The 17,789-nt window shown below is 70.9% G+C and carries 15 protein-coding genes; 9 read left to right on the top strand and 6 right to left on the bottom strand.

The window, feature by feature from the left end; all coding sequences use genetic code 11:
* The first annotated feature begins 81 nt into the window (after positions 1-81).
* From ACFYT4_RS09005 to ACFYT4_RS08990, 4 genes are read left to right on the top strand one after another with little or no spacing between them, the layout of a single operon-like run.
* On the top strand, positions 82-903 hold the full coding sequence (locus tag ACFYT4_RS09005) for a redox-sensing transcriptional repressor Rex (protein ID WP_389266749.1): 822 nt from the start codon (positions 82-84) through the stop codon (positions 901-903).
* Positions 900-2,699 (top strand): glutamyl-tRNA reductase, encoded by a 1,800-nt coding sequence (locus ACFYT4_RS09000; protein ID WP_389266747.1) that lies wholly within the window; start codon positions 900-902, stop codon positions 2,697-2,699. Before ACFYT4_RS09005 ends, ACFYT4_RS09000 begins: the two co-directional genes overlap by 4 nt.
* The gene (hemC, locus tag ACFYT4_RS08995; protein WP_389266745.1) at positions 2,696-3,655 is read left to right on the top strand and encodes a hydroxymethylbilane synthase; all 960 of its coding nucleotides are present in this window, start codon (positions 2,696-2,698) and stop codon (positions 3,653-3,655) included. The genes ACFYT4_RS09000 and hemC overlap by 4 nt, the downstream gene beginning before the upstream one ends.
* Positions 3,652-5,316 (top strand): uroporphyrinogen-III synthase, encoded by a 1,665-nt coding sequence (locus tag ACFYT4_RS08990; RefSeq protein WP_389266743.1) that lies wholly within the window; start codon positions 3,652-3,654, stop codon positions 5,314-5,316. Before hemC ends, ACFYT4_RS08990 begins: the two co-directional genes overlap by 4 nt.
* Before the next feature lie 260 nt (positions 5,317-5,576).
* Here ACFYT4_RS08990 and ACFYT4_RS08985 read toward each other — a convergent pair whose 3' ends face one another.
* Both ACFYT4_RS08985 and ACFYT4_RS08980 read right to left on the bottom strand, forming a co-directional pair.
* Complete coding sequence (locus ACFYT4_RS08985; RefSeq protein ID WP_389266741.1) at positions 5,577-6,170, bottom strand: hypothetical protein; 594 nt, start codon at positions 6,168-6,170, stop codon at positions 5,577-5,579.
* 91 nt (positions 6,171-6,261) lie between these two features.
* On the bottom strand, positions 6,262-7,284 hold the full coding sequence (locus ACFYT4_RS08980; RefSeq protein ID WP_389266739.1) for a helix-turn-helix domain-containing protein: 1,023 nt from the start codon (positions 7,282-7,284) through the stop codon (positions 6,262-6,264).
* Positions 7,285-7,607: 323 nt separating this feature from the next.
* Here ACFYT4_RS08980 and ACFYT4_RS08975 point away from each other — a divergent pair, with 323 nt between their 5' ends.
* Both ACFYT4_RS08975 and hemB read left to right on the top strand, forming a co-directional pair.
* Positions 7,608-8,138, top strand: coding sequence for a DinB family protein (locus ACFYT4_RS08975; RefSeq protein ID WP_389266737.1), 531 nt, complete (start codon positions 7,608-7,610; stop codon positions 8,136-8,138).
* 16 nt (positions 8,139-8,154) lie between these two features.
* Positions 8,155-9,144 carry a porphobilinogen synthase gene (gene hemB, locus ACFYT4_RS08970; RefSeq protein ID WP_389266735.1) on the top strand — a complete coding sequence of 330 codons (990 nt, stop codon included), beginning with the start codon at positions 8,155-8,157 and terminating at the stop codon, positions 9,142-9,144.
* Positions 9,145-9,247: 103 nt separating this feature from the next.
* Here the strand turns inward: hemB and ACFYT4_RS08965 are convergent, their stop codons facing one another.
* A complete protein-coding gene (locus ACFYT4_RS08965; RefSeq protein ID WP_389266733.1) occupies positions 9,248-10,156 on the bottom strand; it encodes a glycoside hydrolase family 19 protein in 909 nt (302 codons plus the stop codon).
* A gap of 392 nt (positions 10,157-10,548) precedes the next feature.
* On the opposite strand from ACFYT4_RS08965, the gene ACFYT4_RS08960 reads away from it, so the two are divergent.
* Positions 10,549-11,418 (top strand): SDR family oxidoreductase, encoded by an 870-nt coding sequence (locus ACFYT4_RS08960; protein ID WP_389266731.1) that lies wholly within the window; start codon positions 10,549-10,551, stop codon positions 11,416-11,418.
* 218 nt (positions 11,419-11,636) lie between these two features.
* Here the strand turns inward: ACFYT4_RS08960 and ACFYT4_RS08955 are convergent, their stop codons facing one another.
* Positions 11,637-12,542 (bottom strand): chitinase, encoded by a 906-nt coding sequence (locus ACFYT4_RS08955; protein ID WP_389266729.1) that lies wholly within the window; start codon positions 12,540-12,542, stop codon positions 11,637-11,639.
* Between the two features lie 738 nt (positions 12,543-13,280).
* A complete protein-coding gene (locus ACFYT4_RS08950) occupies positions 13,281-14,210 on the bottom strand; it encodes an NAD(P)-dependent oxidoreductase (protein WP_389266727.1) in 930 nt (309 codons plus the stop codon).
* 173 nt (positions 14,211-14,383) lie between these two features.
* On the opposite strand from ACFYT4_RS08950, the gene ACFYT4_RS08945 reads away from it, so the two are divergent.
* Together ACFYT4_RS08945 and ACFYT4_RS08940 are read left to right on the top strand one after the other, a co-directional pair.
* On the top strand, positions 14,384-14,653 hold the full coding sequence (locus tag ACFYT4_RS08945) for a DUF1876 domain-containing protein (RefSeq protein ID WP_389266725.1): 270 nt from the start codon (positions 14,384-14,386) through the stop codon (positions 14,651-14,653).
* Positions 14,654-15,233: 580 nt separating this feature from the next.
* On the top strand, positions 15,234-15,764 hold the full coding sequence (locus ACFYT4_RS08940; RefSeq protein ID WP_389266723.1) for a hypothetical protein: 531 nt from the start codon (positions 15,234-15,236) through the stop codon (positions 15,762-15,764).
* 255 nt (positions 15,765-16,019) lie between these two features.
* Here the strand turns inward: ACFYT4_RS08940 and argS are convergent, their stop codons facing one another.
* Positions 16,020-17,789, bottom strand: a complete 1,770-nt coding sequence (argS, locus tag ACFYT4_RS08935) for an arginine--tRNA ligase (RefSeq protein WP_389266721.1) — start codon at positions 17,787-17,789, stop codon at positions 16,020-16,022.

Here is a 17,789-nt window from a genome sequence, read left to right as displayed (position 1 = left end):
CACAAAGACATAGCCTGCATTCGACGGGGCGGTCTTGGGACACACGGCCGCCTAGAGCCTCGCTCATCCCGCAGGAGCACCGTGGCAACTGGCCGAAATCACCGACCGGCGACCCGTAGCCGAGGAATCCCCGAGGCCACCGTCGCCCGACTTCCGCTGTATCTGCGGGCGCTGACCGCTCTGTCCGAGCGTTCCGTGCCCACAGTCTCATCCGAAGAACTGGCGGCGGCGGCGGGGGTCAACTCCGCGAAGCTGCGGAAGGACTTCTCGTATCTCGGCTCGTACGGGACGCGGGGCGTCGGCTACGACGTGGAGTACCTCGTCTACCAGATCTCGCGTGAGCTGGGGCTGACGCAGGACTGGCCCGTGGTGATCGTCGGTATCGGTAACCTCGGTGCCGCCCTCGCGAACTACGGCGGCTTCGCCTCCCGTGGCTTCCGGGTGGCCGCGCTGATCGACGCGGACCCGGCGATGGCCGGAAAGCCGGTCGCGGGGATTCCGGTCCAGCACACCGACGAGCTGGAGAAGATCATCAGCGACAACGGTGTGTCGATCGGTGTCATCGCGACCCCGGCGGGCGCCGCGCAGCAGGTCTGCGAGCGGCTCGTCGCGGCGGGCGTGACCTCCATTCTGAACTTCGCGCCCACCGTGCTGTCCGTGCCGGACGGGGTGGACGTGCGCAAGGTCGACCTCTCGATCGAGCTTCAGATCCTCGCGTTCCACGAGCAGCGGAAGGCGGGCGAGGAGGCCGAGGCGGAGACGGGCGCCGCGGCGGTCGCGGAGGCCGCCGCGGCGAGTGTGGCCGCGGCCGCCGGTGACGGGGCCCTGCCGGGCTCCGGTACGCCGGGGGCCGAGGCCCGGAAGGGACCTGACGGGGACATGCCCGCCGTGATGCCGGCATGAGTCTTCTGGTCGTCGGACTGAGTCATCGCAGCGCGCCGGTGAGCGTGCTGGAGCGGGCGTCGCTGTCCGCGGACGCGCAGGCCAAACTCCTCCAGGACACCCTGGCGGTGGAGCCCGCCGCCGAGGCGACGGTGCTCGCCACCTGCAACCGCATCGAGCTGTACGCGGACGTCGAGAAGTTCCACGCGGGTGTCGCGGAGCTGTCCACGCTGCTCGCGCAGCACAGCGGGGTGGGCCTGGAAGAGCTGACCCCCTATCTGTACGTGCACTACGAGGACCGGGCCGTCCACCACCTCTTCTCGGTGGCGTGCGGGCTCGACTCCATGGTCGTCGGCGAGGGCCAGATCCTCGGGCAGATCAAGGACGCCCTCGCGCGCGGCCAGGAACTGCACACCGCCGGGCGGCTGATCAACGATCTTTTCCAGCAGTCCCTGCGGGTGGGCAAGCGCGCCCACAGCGAGACCGGGATCGACTGGGCCGGGCAGTCGCTCGTGACCTTCGGGCTCGAACAGCTCGCGGACGGCGCGGACACCGTGGCCTGGGCCCGCGGGAAGCGGGTGCTCGTCATCGGGGCGGGGTCGATGTCCTCCCTCGCCGCGACGACGCTCGCACGGCTGGGCGTACGCGAACTCGTCATCGCCAACCGGACGCCCGAGCGGGCCGAGCGCCTGGCGTCGGTGCTCGCCGAGACCGGCGGGGTCACGGTCCGGGTGGCGTCCATGACCGAGGTGCCCCACGAGCTGACACGTGCCGACGCGGTGGTGTCCTGCACCGGTGCGACCGGACTCGTGCTGACCGCGGACGCGGTCGCCGAGGCGCTGGCCGTCCCGGGCGAGGTTCCTCCGCAGCCCGAGTCCCCGACCGCCGGACCGCAGGACGGCCTGCGCGCGCCCGACGGCAGCCTGGTGGCACGGCTGGCCGCCACGGCCGCCCGTGACGGACGCGTCCTGGACCGCGCCGCGCCGGGCTCCGCCGAGGGCGCGTCCGGCCCGGCGGACGGCGTGGCTCCGGCAGATACGGGTGCCGACGCCGGGACCCGTACGGATACCGGGACCGGTTCCGGTACGGCCGGCGGCCGAGGCACCGGTGCGGCTCCGGTCGCCGACGGGACCGCGGACGCGGTCGTGTCCGCGGGCGCGGATGTCGGTCAGGGCGATGGCGGTTGTCCCGTCGGGCTGGGTGCGCATGAGGCCGTGGACGCCTTTGCGCAGCACGGGGTCTGGGCGGAGAACACCGGATCGGCCGTTCACGGGGTGGGGAACGGCGGACGCAGCGGCGGGGCCGTGCGGTTGGGGCTTCTTGATCTTGCCATGCCGCGGGACGTCGATCATGCCGTTCACCGGATTCCGGGGGTGCGGCTCGTCGACATCGAGTCCCTCGCGGAGGCCTCGGCCGACGCCCCCATGGCCGCCGATGTGGATCAGGTGCGTCGCATCGTCTCGGACGAGGTGGCCGCATTCGGGGCCGCGCAGCGCGCCGCGCACATCACACCCACCGTCGTCGCCCTGCGGACGATGGCGGCGGATGTGGTCGCGGGCGAGATCGCGCGCCTCGAAGGGCGGCTCACCGGGCTCGACGAAAAGCAGCGGGCCGAGATCAACCAGACCGTTCGGCGTGTCGTCGACAAGCTGCTGCACGCGCCGACCGTGCGGGTGAAGCAGCTCGCGAGCGAGCCCGGTGGCGCCGGGTACGCGGACGCGCTGCGAACACTCTTCGACCTCGACCCGGAGACGGTCGCCTCCGTCAGCCGGGCCGACATGAATGACGCAGACGTCAAGAACCGAGGGCGAGTATGACCGAGAGGGCACTGAGACTGGGGACCAGGCGGAGCAGACTCGCCATGGCCCAGTCCGGGCAAGTTGCTCAGGCGGTGCGCCAGTTGACCGGCCGTCCCGTCGAGCTGGTCGAGATCACCACGTACGGCGACACCTCCCGCGAGCATCTCGCGCAGATCGGCGGCACCGGTGTCTTCGTGGCCGCGCTGCGTGAGGCGCTCGCCGCGGGTGAGGTGGACTTCGCGGTTCACTCGCTGAAGGACCTTCCCACCACCCAGCCCGACGAGCTCCTCCTCGCGGCCGTGCCGCGGCGCGAGGACCCGAGGGACGTGCTGGTGGCGCGGGACGGGCTGACCTTCGACCGGCTGCCCGACGGCGCCCGTGTCGGGACGGGTTCGCCGCGCCGGATGGCGCAGCTGAACGCGTACGCCCGGGCGCACCACACGCACATACAGACCGTGCCGATCCGCGGCAACATCGACACCCGGATCGGATACGTCCGCAGCGGTGAGCTGGACGCGGTGGTTCTCGCCGCGGCCGGGCTCAACCGGTGTGGAAGAAGTGACGAGGTGACCGACTTCCTGTCGGTCGACTTCGTGCTGCCCGCCCCCGGCCAGGGGGCCCTGGCGATCGAGTGCACCGCGGACGACGCGGATCTCGCCGCCCTGCTCGCGCGGCTCGACGACCCGGCAACCCGGGCCGCCGTCACCGCCGAGCGTTCCCTGCTCGCCGCCCTGGAGGCCGGCTGCAGCGCACCCGTGGGGGCGCTGGCCGACCTGTTGGGCGACGGCCAGGCATTCACCGAAATGCGCCTGCGCGGCGTCGTCGGCACGATCGACGGCTCGACGCTGGTGCAGCTGTCCACCACCGGTCCCGTACCCACGTCGCACGGCGACGCCATCGCGCTCGGTCGCGAACTCGCGTCCGAGATGCTCGCCAAGGGTGCGGCCGGTCTTATGGGGGAGCGAGCACATTGAGCCCCACCACCAACCCGTCCTCGGCGTTCTCGGCACACGGGCACGTCACTTTCCTCGGCGCCGGACCAGGCGACCCCGGACTGCTGACCTTGCGCGCCGTCGAAGCACTCGCGGGAGCCGACGTACTGATCGCCGAGCCGGATGTGCTCGAAGTCGTACGCGGCCATGCGCGGGCGAGCGTCAGCACGCCTGAGCTGACGATTGTTGACGATACGTCAACAGCCGCCGGAATCCCCGTACTCAGGGATGCCGTCAATCTTGTCATGGAGGCAGCACGCAACGGCAAGCGGGTCGTCCGTGCCGTGACGGGCGACCCGGGGCTGGACGCCGACGCGGGGCAGGAGATGCTCGCGTGCGCGGCCGAGGGGATCACCTTCGAGGTCGTGCCGGGTATCGCCACCGCGGTGGGGGTGCCCGCGTACGCCGGTGTGCCGCTGCGGGACGCGCAGGGCGCGGACGTACGGTTCGTGGACGCGCGCTCCGCCAGTGACCGCTGCTGGACCGAGGTCGGCGCGAGCGACTGCACCGTCGTCGTCTCCACCACGCTCGACGCGGTCGCCTCGGCGGCGGGCGAGCTGGTGTCGGCGGGTCGCAAGCCGGACACCCCGCTGACCGTCACGGTCGCCGGGACGACGACCCGGCAGCGCACCTGGACGGCGACCCTCGGCACGATCGCGCAGACCTTCAAGCAGGCGAAGGTGCTGCCGTCGCCGGAGGGACACCGTCCGGTGATAGCCGTGGTCGGTGAGCGCAGCGCCGCCGCGCAGCGGGACCAGCTCGCGTGGTTCGAGTCCAAGCCGCTGTTCGGCTGGAAGGTCCTGGTGCCGCGGACCAAGGAGCAGGCAGCCTCGCTCTCGGACCAGCTCCATTCGTACGGAGCCGTGCCGCACGAGGTCCCGACGATCGCCGTCGAACCGCCGCGGACCCCGCAGCAGATGGAGCGCGCGGTCAAGGGGCTCGTCACCGGGCGCTACGAGTGGATCGCCTTCACCTCCGTCAACGCGGTCAAGGCGGTCCGGGAGAAGTTCGAGGAGTACGGGCTCGACGCCCGCGCCTTCGCCGGGATCAAGGTCGCCGCGGTGGGCGAGCAGACCGCCGCCGCCCTGGTCGACTTCGGGGTCAAGCCCGATCTCGTGCCGAGCGGTGAGCAGTCGGCGGCCGGGCTGCTGGAGGACTGGCCGCCGTACGACCCCGTCTTCGACCCCATCGACCGGGTGTTCCTGCCGCGCGCCGACATCGCGACCGAGACGCTGGTCGCGGGGCTGATCGAGCTGGGCTGGGAGGTGGACGACGTCACGGCCTACCGGACCGTGCGCGCGTCGCCGCCGCCGGCCGAGACCCGTGAGGCGATCAAGGGCGGTGGCTTCGACGCCGTACTCTTCACGTCGTCGTCCACGGTGCGGAACCTGGTCGGTATCGCCGGCAAGCCGCACAACGTGACCGTGATCGCGTGTATCGGTCCCGCCACCGCCAAGACCGCGGAGGAGCACGGGCTGCGCGTGGACGTGCTGTCACCGGAGCCGTCCGTGCACCGGCTCGCGGAGGCGCTGGCGGAGTTCGGCGCGTCCCGGCGGGCCGCCGCCGTGGAGGCGGGCGAGCATGTGGCCCGGCCGAGCGAGCGCAGGCCGGGGGGCCGGCGCAGGCGTACGACGACGACCTGAGCGTCGGGGCACCGCAAGGCCGGTGGGGCGCACGGTGATCCGTGCGCCCCACCGGTGTTTCCGGGACGGGAGGGGCCGTCAGGCCCCCGTGTCCAGCGGCGGAGACGGGTGCTCGCGCCGGGTGAGCGGGAGGCCGACGGCCCGGGGGCCGGCATTGTCGTCGGTCGCGGATGGCGCCCACGGCCTTCGGCGTGGTGGTGCCCCCGGTACCGGGCCCCGCTCACTGATCCGGCGTGATCCCACGCTCCGCCTTCAGGGCATCAGAAGCAGCCTTGCACCCGGTAGATCGGCGTCCAGTCAGCCGTCGCGTCCCGGCTGTGGGAGTTCGGAGTGGTGTAGATCAGGGTGCTGAAGTTGTCGTACATGCGCACCTTGACGCTGTTGTTCAGGTAGTTGTCCCAGGATCCGCCGCTCCCGAACGGGATGGCCACACCGCCGGGGCAGCCGTGCAGATAGACATGGCTGCCCGTGTAGGAGGAGTTCTCGTAGGCGCAGAAGTAGTCGGGGTCAGCGCCTCCCACGCATCCCGGGATGAAAGCTCCCCTGCCGTGGGTCAGGTCGCGGGGCTGACGCTCTCCGGGCACCGCGACCTGGACACCGTTGCCTCGGCCCAGGTCGATCACATTGGGTGCGATCTGGGTGCCGCCCGTCTTCGCGAGGTAGCGGTCGACCTCGGCCTGGAGGGCCGTGGCCTCGGAGGTGGTCAGGCCCGCCGCCACGGCCTGGGCGGTGAAGCCCTGGGGTGCCGCGCTCACCTGGGGTGCCCCGAAGGCGAGCAGCAGCATCACGGCGCCGGCTAAGGCGGCCAGCGCGCGCCTTATGGTCGTACGTTCGTGGTGAGGTGATTGCGTCATGTGTCGGTGTCCTCTCGGCTCGGCGGCTTCATGAGAAGTCGCTCCGGATGGGTGGATCGGAGCTCCGTTGTCCGACGATGCCCCCCGGCGCTCATGAGGCCCATGGATTTCCTTGCACACCTGTTGACTGTTTGCGCATGGGTGCCTCGCGCAGGGCCATGTGCCGGTAGTCGCGGGGTCCCATGCCGTACGCCGTGCGGAAGGTTCTGCTGAAGTGGGCCGGGTCCGGGAAGCCCCAGCGGGCGCCGATGGTCTGGATGGGACGGCCGGCCAGGCCCGGGTCGGCGAGGTCGTGGCGGCAGCGTTCCAAGCGGCGGTGGCGGATCCAGCCGGCCGGGGTGGTGCTCTGGGCCGCGAACAGGTCGTGCAGATGGCGTACGGAGACGCCGTGGGCGGTGGCGACGGCGGCCGGGGTGAGGGACGGGTCGTCGAGGTGGCGGTGGATGAAGTCGCGGATCTCGATCCACAGCGCGCCCTTGCGGGCCTCCGGGGAGGGGGGCCGTCCGGTGTCCAGGACGCGGCTGAGCAGGGAGCTGAGCAGCCCGGTAGTGGCGTCGGCCAGCGAGGGGGCCTCGGCGGGGGTGAACTCATGGGCGCGGGCGTTGAGGTCGGCGAGCCATCGCGCGTACAGCGCGCCCACGCCCTGGTCCACGGGGAGGGGGACGGCGAGCACGCGCTGGACGGCCCGGCGGGGCAGCGGCAGGATCCGGCGGGGGACGTGGACGACGATCGAGCAGGGCAAGGCGTGCTCGCCCTTGATCCAGCCGTGGTACGGGGTGGAGCTGTCCGTGATCACGAGACGGCCGCCGCGCAGCCGTGCCTCACGCCCGGCCTGTGACAGAACGCCCAGGCCGTGGGGCACGTAGTGGAACTGGTAGACCTCTGGGTCCTGCTGCCGGATGAGTTTCGGGGTCCGGGTGACTTCCAGATGGGAGCAGGTCAGTACCGAGAGCGTGAGGTCACCCAGGAACAGCCCGCGCATCCTGGCCCGGAAGTCGTCCGCACGGTCACTGCGGAAGTGGTTGGGCAGATACCAGCTGTCGGCGGTCGCCTCGAACCGGGCGAACCGGTCGTGTACGGCCACCGAGTCCGTACTGAAGTCGGTCACGAGCATGACCGCACCGGCTTCCGGGCATGCCGGTGTGTGAGCGTGCGAGCCGGGGCCGCCGGGTGGGCGGGAGCGGAAGCGGGGGCTGCGGGGGCTAACGGGATCGGCATGGGTTCTGGCTCCTCCTGCTCTCTCGGGGGTGTCGGGGTCTGCCGGGGCCGCGGGCGTCCGTACGGGCGGGAGCCGGTGGCCCGGCATGGACCGAACAAGCGTTCCATGCATCCGGGGCATAACCCAGATATGTCCCGGACATGTCAGCGATGTGCGGAACGAGCCGCCGCCGGGCTTATTCGATTGCCCGCCCACGGGGCCGGTGGGAGGCTCCCCCGATGACCTCTCCCCGTGCCGAACTGCTCGTCCGCCAGCTCGATCTCGTCTGGTCCCTGTTCGAGTACCACCACCCGGAACTGGACGACGACTCCTTCCTCTGGGAACCCGCGCCGGGCGCGTGGACCGTACGGGAGGACGGCGCGGGACGCTGGGTCGCCGACTGGCAGGTGCCCGAGCCCGACCCCGTGCCGACCACCTCGATCGCCTGGCTGTCCTGGCACATCGGCTACTGGTGGACGACCACGCTGAGGGAGTGCTTCGGCCCCGGGGCGCCCCCGCGTGAGGAGATCGCCTGGCCCGGTGGCGCCGAGCCGGCCGTCGCATGGCTGCGGGGGCTGAAGGACGAGTGGCGCGGGGAACTGGTCCGGCTCGGCGACGACGACCTCGACTCCACCGACCGCACCGCCGGCCTGCCCTGGGGCGAACCGCAGAATCTGGTCGACATCGCGGCCTGGGTGAACTTCGAGCTCGCCAAGAACGTGTCCGAGATCGGCCTGACCCTGCGCCTGCGCAAGGCCCCCGCCGGCTGAGGCGTAGCGTGGGGGCATGAGTGCGTATGGATCGTTTCCCGGGGCGCGGCCGAGGCGGCTGCGGACCACACCGGCCATGCGGCGCATGGTCGCCGAGACCCGGCTGCACCCCGCCGATCTGATTCTTCCGGCCTTCGTCCGGGAGGGGATCGGTGAACCCGTGCCGATCTCCGCGATGCCCGGAGTGGTCCAGCACACCCGGGACACCCTGCGGAAGGCCGCCGTCGAGGCGCGTCGGGCCGGGGTCGCGGGGATCATGCTGTTCGGGGTGCCGGAGGACGGCAAGAAGGACGCGGCCGGTAGCGCGGGTACGGACCCCGACGGAATCCTTCAGGTCGCCATCCGCGACATCCGCTCCGAGGTCGGGGACGATCTCGTGATCATGTCCGACCTGTGTCTGGACGAGTACACCGACCACGGCCACTGCGGTGTCCTGGACGCCGACGGCCGGGTCGACAACGACGCCACCCTGGAGCGGTACGCCGAGATGGCGCAGGTCCAGGCCGACGCGGGCGTCCATGTCGTCGGGCCGAGCGGCATGATGGACGGCCAGGTGGGCGTCATCCGGGAGGCGCTGGACACCATCGGCAAGGAGGACGTGTCGATCCTGGCGTACACCGCCAAGTACTCCTCCGCGTTCTACGGCCCGTTCCGGGAGGCCGTCGGGTCGTCCCTGCGCGGTGACCGCAAGACGTACCAGCAGGATCCGGCGAATGTCCGCGAGTCGCTGCGGGAGCTGGCTCTCGACCTCGACGAGGGCGCCGACATGGTGATGGTGAAGCCCGCGGGGCCGTATCTCGATGTGCTGGCGAAGGTCGCGGAGGCCGTGGACGTTCCGGTCGCCGCGTATCAGATCAGTGGTGAGTACGCGATGGTCGAGGCCGCCGCCGAGAAGGGTTGGATCGACCGGGACAAGGCCATCCTGGAGACGCTGACGGGGATCCGGCGGGCGGGGGCGCAGATGATCCTCACGTACTGGGCGACGGAGGTCGCGCGCACGCTCTGAGCGGGCGGTGCGAGGTGGCCGGGCGGGTCTGTTCGCCCGGGCCCGGGTGAGGTGAACGGGCCGGGGGTTCTCCCCGGCCCGTTCCCTTTATGATCCGCGGGGCTCAGCAGGAGATGTTCGAGCCCATCGGCACACCCAGGATCTGCGTGAAGTTCCGGTACCTGGTGATCCGGCTCTCCACCTGCCTCGGGTTCTTGCCGTCGCACTCCAGCGCGCCGTTGATCGACCGGATCGACTGGCCGAAGCCCGCGCCGCTCACCATCGCGTCATGACCGGTCACCGGGCCGGGGCCGTCCTGGGTGTTCCAGTACCACAGGCCCGTCATCATGGCGACGGCCGGATTGCGCTCGACCTCCCAGGGGTCCTGGAGGAGATCGATGCCGAGATAGTCGCCGGCCGTCTTGTAGTTGAAGTTCCAGCTCAGCTGGATCGGGCCGCGGCCGTAGTACGCCGCCTGGCCCGCCGGACAGCCGTAGGGCTGATCCCGGTCGCAGTAGTGGGGGTAGTTGTCCTCGTTGATCTCCTTGATGTAGAACAACCCGCCCGTCTCATGGCTGATGTTGGCGAGGAAGGCCGCGGCCTCCTGCTTGCGCATCGTGTCCGTGCCGGTGTGGGCGAACTTCGGGAACGCCTTCATGGCGTCCGTCAGACCCTTGTACGTGTAGAACGGATTCCGCTTCGGGAACATCTGGTTGAACTGCGCCTCGCTCACCACGAAGCTGTCCGGGTTGGGGTTCCCGTTGCCGCCGCAGGTGTACGGGTCCCAGTAATACGTGCTCACCACCGGGTTGTAGCCCGGGTTGTCGCGCTCGGCGACGTAGATCTCGCCGTCGGTGTACTTGACGATGTCACCGGCCCGGTAGTTGGCACCGGCGGACCAGTTGGGCGCGATGGCGCACTCGTCCACCGGGGAGGCGGCGTTCGCCGTCGCGGTCGGCATGATCGCCGTCGCCGCGAGCGAACCTGCCGCGACGACGCCGACCATGAGCGCCTTCATACGTTCTCTGAGCACGACTATCCCTTTCGTGCGTCAACGGGCATGCCGGAGAGACCCAGTGGGGACGGTGTCTCTCCTGGGCACGCCGTATCGGGTGTATGCCACACCCAAGCGCTCCTGAAGGGGTTCAGTCAAGGTATAGACCAATGCTGTTTTCTCAACAACCGAGGGGAAAGCGGCGGGGGTTGGCCTCGGGTGATGCCGGCTCCGGGTCTGTCCGGCGGCGTCGGGCGGGGCCGGTCCGGGGTCCCGGCCGGGTTGGTGCGGGGGGTCGGCGGTGGGGTCGCCGGGTCGGGCCGCGGTCCGGAGGGCGGGTGTCGCCGTCCGGTCGGTGCGCGAGGGGCTGATACTCCGTACACTGTACTGCGTACACTGTACGGAGATATGGGCGCTCAGGAGGGGCACTGATGACGATCCTGGTGACCGGCGCGACGGGACAGGTCGGCCGGCTGGTGGTGCGGGGGCTGGTCGACGCGGGAGCGGATGTCCGTGCGCTGACCCGCAACCCGGCCACGGCGTCGGGGGTTTCGGGCGGGGCGGAGCTGGTGGCGGGCGATCTCACCCGGCCCGGCAGCGTCCGGGACGCGCTGGTGGGCGTCGAGCGGATGTATCTCTTCCCGGTGACCGGGACCGCTTCCGAAGTCGTCGCTCTCGCAAAGGAGGCAGGGGTGCGGCGGATCGTCGTCCTGTCCTCGGCCGCGGCGGCGGACGGATCCGACACCACCGTCCACCTCCCGGTGGAGCGGGCCGTCGAGGAGTCGGGGCTGGAGTGGACCCACGTACGGCCGGGGGAGTTCATGGCGAACAAGATCGCCCTGTGGGGGCCTTCCGTCCGGGAGCGGCGGGTGGTGCGCCACCCCGCCCCCGATGACGCCTGGATCGCCGTGCACGAGCAGGACATCGCCGATGTCGCCGTCACCGCACTCCTGGAGGACGGTCACATCGGAGCGGCTCATACGCTTCACGGGCCCGAGGCGATCAGTCTGCGCGAGCAGGTGGGCGCCATCGCGAGGGCCATCGGGGTGGAGATCCGTGTGGAGCGCAACACCCGGGAGGAGGCGCGGGAGGAGTACATCGCACAGGGCGGCTTCGCGGCGGCCGCGGCGGACCTTCTGCTGGGCTTCACCGATTTCGATGGCAACTCCCTGGACCCGTCCGAGGGAGGGGACTTCGACCTGTCCGCGTTCGGGCCGTTGCCGTCGCTGAACGACGCCATCGGCAGGCCCGGCCGTACCTTCGCCGCATGGCCGCGCGAGCACGCGGACGACTTTCGGTGACGGAGGGCTGCGGTGGCGGGGTGATCGGCGGTTCCGGCTGCGGTTCCGATACCGGTTCGGCGCCTGTGCCGTGAAGGCCGACCGCGGGCCGGGGAGAGCTCCCCGGCCCGCGGCCCTGTGGTGGATCAGCGGGGGTTCGGCGGCCCGGTGCCGCCGGGGCCCGGCCCGGCGCCCCGACGAACCGGCCGTTCCGCGCAGTGCCGGCGGCCCGACCCGTGTCAGCAGTACAGATTGGCACCCGTCGGCACACCCAGGATCTGGGCGAACCGCGTGTAGTTGTTGACCCGGCTCTGGACCTGCGCGGGGTTGCCGCCGTTGCACTCCAGGGCGCCGTTGATGGACCAGATCGTCTGGCCGAACCCGGCCTGGTTCACCATCGCCGCGTGGCCGGTCATCGTGCCCGGGCCGCGCTGGGTGTTCCAGTACCACAGGCCGGTCTGCCAGGCGACGGCCGGCTCGTTCTGGACGCGCCAGGGGTTGTTGAGCAGATCGATGCCGAGCGCGTCGCCCGCGGCCTTGTAGTTGAAGTTCCAGCTCAGCTGGATCGGGCCGCGGCCGTAGTACGCGGCCTGGCCGGCCGGACAGCCGTAGGGCTGGTTCCGGTCGCAGTAGTGCGGGTAGTTCGCGGTGTTCTGCTCCACGACGTGGTACAGGCCGCCGGTCTCATGGCTCACATTGGCGAGGAAGGCCGCGGCCTCCTGCCTCTTGACCGTGTCGCTGCCGGTGTTGGCGAAGGCGGGGTACGAGGCGAGCGCCTCCTTCAGACCCGCGTAGGTGTAGAACGAACTCCTGCTCGGGAAAATCTGGTTGAACTGCGCCTCGCTCACCACGAAGTCGCCGGGGTTCGGGTTGGGGTTCCCGCCCCCGCCGCAGGTGTACGGGTCCCAGAACCAGGTGCTGACGGTGGGGTCGTAGCCCGGGTTGTCGTGCTCGGCGATGTAGTACTTGCCGTCCGTGTACCTGACAACGTTGCCAGTCGTGTACCAGGTGCCCTGCTGCCAGTTGGGCGCGCTGGTGCACGCGTCCGCCGAGGCGGGGCTCGCCGAGGGGATGAGGCTCGCCGCCGCCAGTCCGCCGGCCGCGAGGAAGGCGACCAGGAACGCTTTGACGCGCTGTTTGAGCACGAGTTCCTCCTTCGTGCGTCAACGGCCTTGCCCGGAGGGCCGGTCGAGCTGTGGGGAGCCCGTCCGAGCAGGCCGTGGTGGGGGGTTGTGACCCCACTGAAGCGCGTTGACGTGAGCCAGTCAAGGTATAGACCAATGCGAATTCCTGAGCAACTGTGCGGAGTGGGCGGGGCGATGCGGGCAGGAGGGGTGGCATCACGGGGTACGAGCGGGAGGGTGCCGCTGCCCGCCGTGGGGGAGTGCGCCCGTCCGTCCGCACCGCGTGCCTTCCCGTAACAGGAGGCTCCGCGGTCCCGGGCCCAGGACATCGAACCGGAGTCCGCGGCAGGGGAGTGGTCGCGCAGATGCGGCGTCGCCGGTTCCGTGGGTCTCCGTCCGCGGCACCGGACCCGAGCCCGGCCCGCGCTGCCCGACCGGCCCGTGCTGCCCGGCTGGGCCCGCGCTGTGAGGCGCCGCGCGCCAGCCCGCCGTAGCCGTACTACTGGGGCGTTTCTGATGGGTCAGGCTGGGTCAGTGAGCGGGGTCTGGTGGCGTGGATCGCAAGGCGGAGGATGGGGGTACCTCCCGGGCGAAGCTCCGGGGGAGAGTCCATGCGGTGGGGGTACCCCCGTGCCCGCAGGGCGCAGGGGGCCATGGGCGACCGACGACAACGCGGCGTGGGGTACCTCACGGGCCGCCAGGCCCAGGGGGAGCGCGGTGCCAGGGCACGCGAGCCCAGCAAGATCCATCAGAAGCGCCCTAGGCGCGGCGGGTGATGAGCAGGTCCGCCAGGCGGGAGAGTCCGTCGGCGCCGTGGCCTTCCCGGACCGCCCGGTCCAGGACCGCCGCCAGCGGCTCCAGGAACTCCGTGGTGACGCCCTGACCGCTCAGGGTGTCGAGGAGATTCGGGAGGGCGGCCTGGTTGACGGCGATGCTGGAGACGTCGGTGAGATGCTCGCCGGAGTCGATGGCCGCCGCCCAGCCCGGGGTACCGTCCAGCATCGCGTGGACCCAGGGCACGAGCCGCTCGGACAGCCGGGTCGCCTCCATGCCCGCCGTGCGGGCCAGGGCGAACGCCTGCATCACGCCGACGATCATGCCGTACATCCCGGTGAGCAGCGCGATGTCGCTGAGTGCGGCGAGCCCCGGGTCGTCACCGGCCCACTGGGCGCCGCCGAGCACGGCGAGGGTGCGCTCGTGGGTGTCGAACGCCGCCTTGTCGCCGCTGTAGAAGACGTACGCCTGTGGTCCGCCGATCATCTGGGGAACGGCCATGATGCCGCCGTCGAGGTACCGGGCCTTCCGCTCGGCCGACCAGGCGGCCAGCTCACGTGCCTGGGCGGGGGTGCCGTTCGTCAGATTGGCGACGGTCCGGCCCGCGAGCGTGTCGCCGAGGGCTTCGAGGACCTCCCGGACGTTGTCGTTGGTCATCAGGCACAGGACGACGAGTCCGCCCGGTGCGATCGCTTCGGCGGTCGTCGCCGCGGGTGTGGCGCCCTGGGCGGCGAGGGGGCCGGTCTTGGCCGCGGTCCGGTTCCAGACGGTGACCGGGTGCCCCGCGCGCAGGAACGCCTGCGCCAGCGCCGTACCCATCATGCCGAGGCCGAGCACGGACACCGGTGATTCGGCGGCGGAGGGGAGGGCCGGGGAGGCGGACGCGGAGTCGGACCGGGGTGCGTGCGCGGACATGGGAAGGCTCCTTGAGCAGTGCTTTCGAGGATTTCGCTCATCCTCACCGGGTGCTCACCACCTCACAAGTACCGACTATTAAGTGGGGTACTTACCAGAAGGTGAGTGATGGGGGTGCGCATCGGCGGACACCGGCGCACCCTGGGAGATGGGACCGCTGGAGGTGATCCATCATGCGGACACTCGCCGGATGGCATGTGGAGATGGAATTCCGCGAGGAAGGCGACCGGACCAGGGCCGCCGCCATGGTCAGGCTGAACGACGCTACGGAGATCCGCGGGCACGGCAACGCCCAGCGCCACCCCTCCGACCCCGAGCAGCTGCGGGTCGGGGAGGAGATCGCGGGCGCGAGGGCCCTCATGGACATCGCGTCGCAACTGCTGCAGAAGGCCCACACGGAGATCGACGAAGTCTCGGGCCACACCTCGCACGCGCTGAGGTGACCGCCCCACACACCCGAAAGTGCGTACGTGCCGCTGTTCACGGCCCGGGGTGAGGGTGAGAAGCGACCGAACCGGAAGCCGTCGCTTTGTGGACAGCGGCAACGCGCGGACAGACGCGGATGCGGACAGCGCGCGGACCGGTCATGCCGGCCGTCGCCGCCGAGGTCGACGGCGACCGGGAGACGGTGTGCGGCTCCGGACCGGCGGCGCGGAGCAGGGCCGACGGGACGCCTGATTCCGTACCCTCGCCGCCCGTACGGAATCGGGTGCGTCCATCGGGTGCGTACGGAATCGGGTGCGCCGGATCCCGTACGGGGGGCGGTCCCGTACATCGATCAGGTACGCCGATTCCGCACACACCTGGAGGGGGGCCGCCCCCGGGTCCCCGACAGGGGTCAGGCATGTCCTGCGGCGGCCCTCCCCGGCCGTCCGGCGCGCGACTACTCTGTGATGCACGCCACAACAGTGGGTGGAGTGGGGGATCGGGGGCGTCATGGCGGGTTTGTACGGCACGGGGGAGCGGCCGTCCGGGCCGTGTCCGGGGTGCGGACGCCACGACGGGCTCACGAGCGTTCCCTCCGTGCACCAAGCCGCGAAGCGCGCGCTGTTCCTGCCGTGGGCCGACCGCCGGAGGGGCCTGTACAAGGCGCTGGCCTGGGTTCCCCCACCACTGAAGCCGACCGTGCGGCAGGCGATGGGCGTCAATCTGCTCGTGGTCGTGGGCGTGATCCTGTTCGTCATCGGGCTCGGGCAGAAGCGGCGGGAGGACGCGCGGGCCGGCGAAACGGGGTGGCCGATCACCTCGAATCCCGCTCCCGAACCCGGTCTGTACTTTCCTGCCGTGTGGTGGATCTCGATCACCATCGCCGTCCTGTACCTGGTCTTCTTCGGGTGGGCGATGAAACGGATGCTCGCCCACCGGAAAGCCGTCGCGGACCAGGCGAACGCCCGGCTGATGTGGTCCGGTGCCTGGCACTGCGCGCACTGCGGGACCGTTCACTTCCCGGACGAGCAGCCGGCCCGGGCCCTGACCTTCCAGGAGTTCCGCACCCGGGTGTGGACCGCCGGCGGCTACGGGCAGCTCGTCGGGCAGTACCCTCCCGCCGCCTGACCCGCGATCCACCCACCGTCGGCGCGGCCCACCGCCGTCGCACGGCCGCCGCCGTGTCATCCGCTGCCCGCGCGACACCCGCCGTGGCCGTCGCACCGACCGCAGCCGACCGGCCCCCGCCGAAACCCCGCGTGGGCGGGGCCGGCAGGGGCCGGTGGGTGCGGCCGGTGGATCCGGTCCGCGCGAGTGACCGGTGTGAGCGGACGGCCCGAGCGACCGCGGGAACGCGGGGTTTCGGCGGGGGCCGGTCGGGTGTTACAGCCGCTCGGGCGTACGGATGCCCAGCAGCGCCATGCCCAGCTGGAGCGTCCGGGCCGTGAGGTCGACCAGGAACAGCCGGTTCTCGACGACCTCCGGGGGGTTGTCGTCGCTGATCACCTGGCACTGGTCGTAGAACGTCGTCAGATGGGACGCCAGCTGGTACAGATACGCGGCCAGCTTGTGCGGCTCGTACGACGACGCCACCTCGGCGACCGTCTCGCCGAACCGGTCCAGATGCAGCCCGAGCGCCCGCTCCGCCGGGGCCAGCGGCAGCTCCGGGTGCGCGACCGGCTCGGTGCCGCCCGCCTTGCGGATGATCGAACGGATACGGGCGTACGCGTACTGGAGGTAGACGGAGGTGTCCCCGTTCAGCGACACCATCTGGTCCAGGTCGAACTTGTAGTCGCGCACGGCGGACGTCGACAGGTCGGCGTACTTGATCGCGCCGATGCCGACGTACCGACCGTTCTCCACGGTCTCCTGCTCGCTCAGGCCCACCTTCTCGGCCTTCTCGCGTACGACGGCGGTCGCCCGCTCGACGGCCTCGTCCAGCAGGTCCACCAGCCGGACGGTCTCGCCCTCACGGGTCTTGAAGGGCTTGCCGTCCTTGCCGAGCACCGTGCCGAACGCGAGCTGGACCGCGGTGACCTCGCCGTCCAGCCAGCCGGCCCGGCGCGCGGTCTCGAAGACCATCCTGAAGTGCAGCGACTGACGCGCGTCCACCACATACAGCAGGGTGTCCGCGCCCAGGTTCCGCACCCGGTCGCGGATCGCGGAGAGGTCGGTCGCCGCGTAGCCGTAGCCGCCGTTCGACTTCTTCACGATCAGAGGGGTCGGCTTGCCGTCCTGCCCCAGCACATCGTCGAAGAAGACACAGAGCGCGCCCTCGGAGCGGACCGCGACACCCGATTCCTCCAGGATGCGGCACGTCTCGTCGAGCATGTCGTTGTAACCGGACTCGCCGACGACATCCGGGTCCTGGATCTCCATGTCCAGCTGGTTGAAGACCGAGTAGAAGTAGATCTTCGACTCGTCGACGAACCGCTGCCACAGCGCCAGCGTCTCCGGCTCCCCCGCCTGGAGCGCGACCACCCGGTCACGGGAGCGGGTCTTGAAACCGGCGTCCGAGTCGAACAGGGCGCGCGACGCCTTGTACAGCCGGTTCAGCGACGACATGGCCTCCTCGCCGGAGACCTCCTCGCCCGCCTTGTGGTCCAGCTCGTGCGGATGCTCGATCAGATACTGGATGAGCATGCCGAACTGGGTGCCCCAGTCGCCGATGTGGTGGCGCCGGATCACCTTCTCGCCGGTGAACTCCAGGATCTCGGCCATCGCCGCGCCGATCACGGCGGAGCGCAGATGCCCGACGTGCATCTCCTTGGCGACATTCGGCTGCGCGTAGTCGATCACCGTCGTGCCCGCGCCCTGCGTGTACGGAACGCCGAGGCGGTCGTCGGCCGCGCGGGCGGCCAGCGTGCGCACGATCGCCTCGTCGGAGACCGTGATGTTCAGGAAGCCGGGGCCCGAGACCTCGATCTCCTGGAGCAGATCGCTCGCCCCGATCGCGCCGACGACCTTCGCCGCCAGCTCACGGGGATTCCCCTGGAGCCGCTTGGCCAGGGCCAGGATGCCGTTGGCCTGAAAGTCGGCCCGGTCGCTTCGTCGCAGCAGCGGGTCGGCGGAACCGGCCTCCGGCAGGGCTGCCGAGAGGGCGTCCGCGAGGCGCTGCTGCACATTCGAGGCGAGGGAAGGGACCGAGGCCAT

It is taken from the genome of Streptomyces sp. NPDC004609 (assembly GCF_042873655.1).
Lineage (GTDB): Bacteria > Actinomycetota > Actinomycetes > Streptomycetales > Streptomycetaceae > Streptomyces.
The sequence above is the reverse complement of the archived record's forward strand: the minus strand, read 5'-3'. Positions and strand labels throughout refer to the sequence as shown.

Bases quoted from the DNA above. Each gene is read 5' to 3' on its own strand.
- ACFYT4_RS09000 (WP_389266747.1), top strand. From the start codon at position 900: ATGAGTCTTCTGGTCGTCGGACTGAGTCATCGCAGCGCGCCGGTGAGC.
- hemC (WP_389266745.1), top strand. From the start codon at position 2,696: ATGACCGAGAGGGCACTGAGACTGGGGACCAGGCGGAGCAGACTCGCC.
- ACFYT4_RS08985 (WP_389266741.1), bottom strand. From the start codon at position 6,170: ATGACGCAATCACCTCACCACGAACGTACGACCATAAGGCGCGCGCTG.
- ACFYT4_RS08980 (WP_389266739.1), bottom strand. From the start codon at position 7,284: ATGCTCGTGACCGACTTCAGTACGGACTCGGTGGCCGTACACGACCGG.
- ACFYT4_RS08975 (WP_389266737.1), top strand. From the start codon at position 7,608: ATGACCTCTCCCCGTGCCGAACTGCTCGTCCGCCAGCTCGATCTCGTC.
- hemB (WP_389266735.1), top strand. From the start codon at position 8,155: ATGAGTGCGTATGGATCGTTTCCCGGGGCGCGGCCGAGGCGGCTGCGG.
- ACFYT4_RS08960 (WP_389266731.1), top strand. From the start codon at position 10,549: ATGACGATCCTGGTGACCGGCGCGACGGGACAGGTCGGCCGGCTGGTG.
- ACFYT4_RS08950 (WP_389266727.1), bottom strand. From the start codon at position 14,210: ATGTCCGCGCACGCACCCCGGTCCGACTCCGCGTCCGCCTCCCCGGCC.
- ACFYT4_RS08945 (WP_389266725.1), top strand. From the start codon at position 14,384: ATGCGGACACTCGCCGGATGGCATGTGGAGATGGAATTCCGCGAGGAA.
- argS (WP_389266721.1), bottom strand. From the start codon at position 17,789: ATGGCCTCGGTCCCTTCCCTCGCCTCGAATGTGCAGCAGCGCCTCGCG.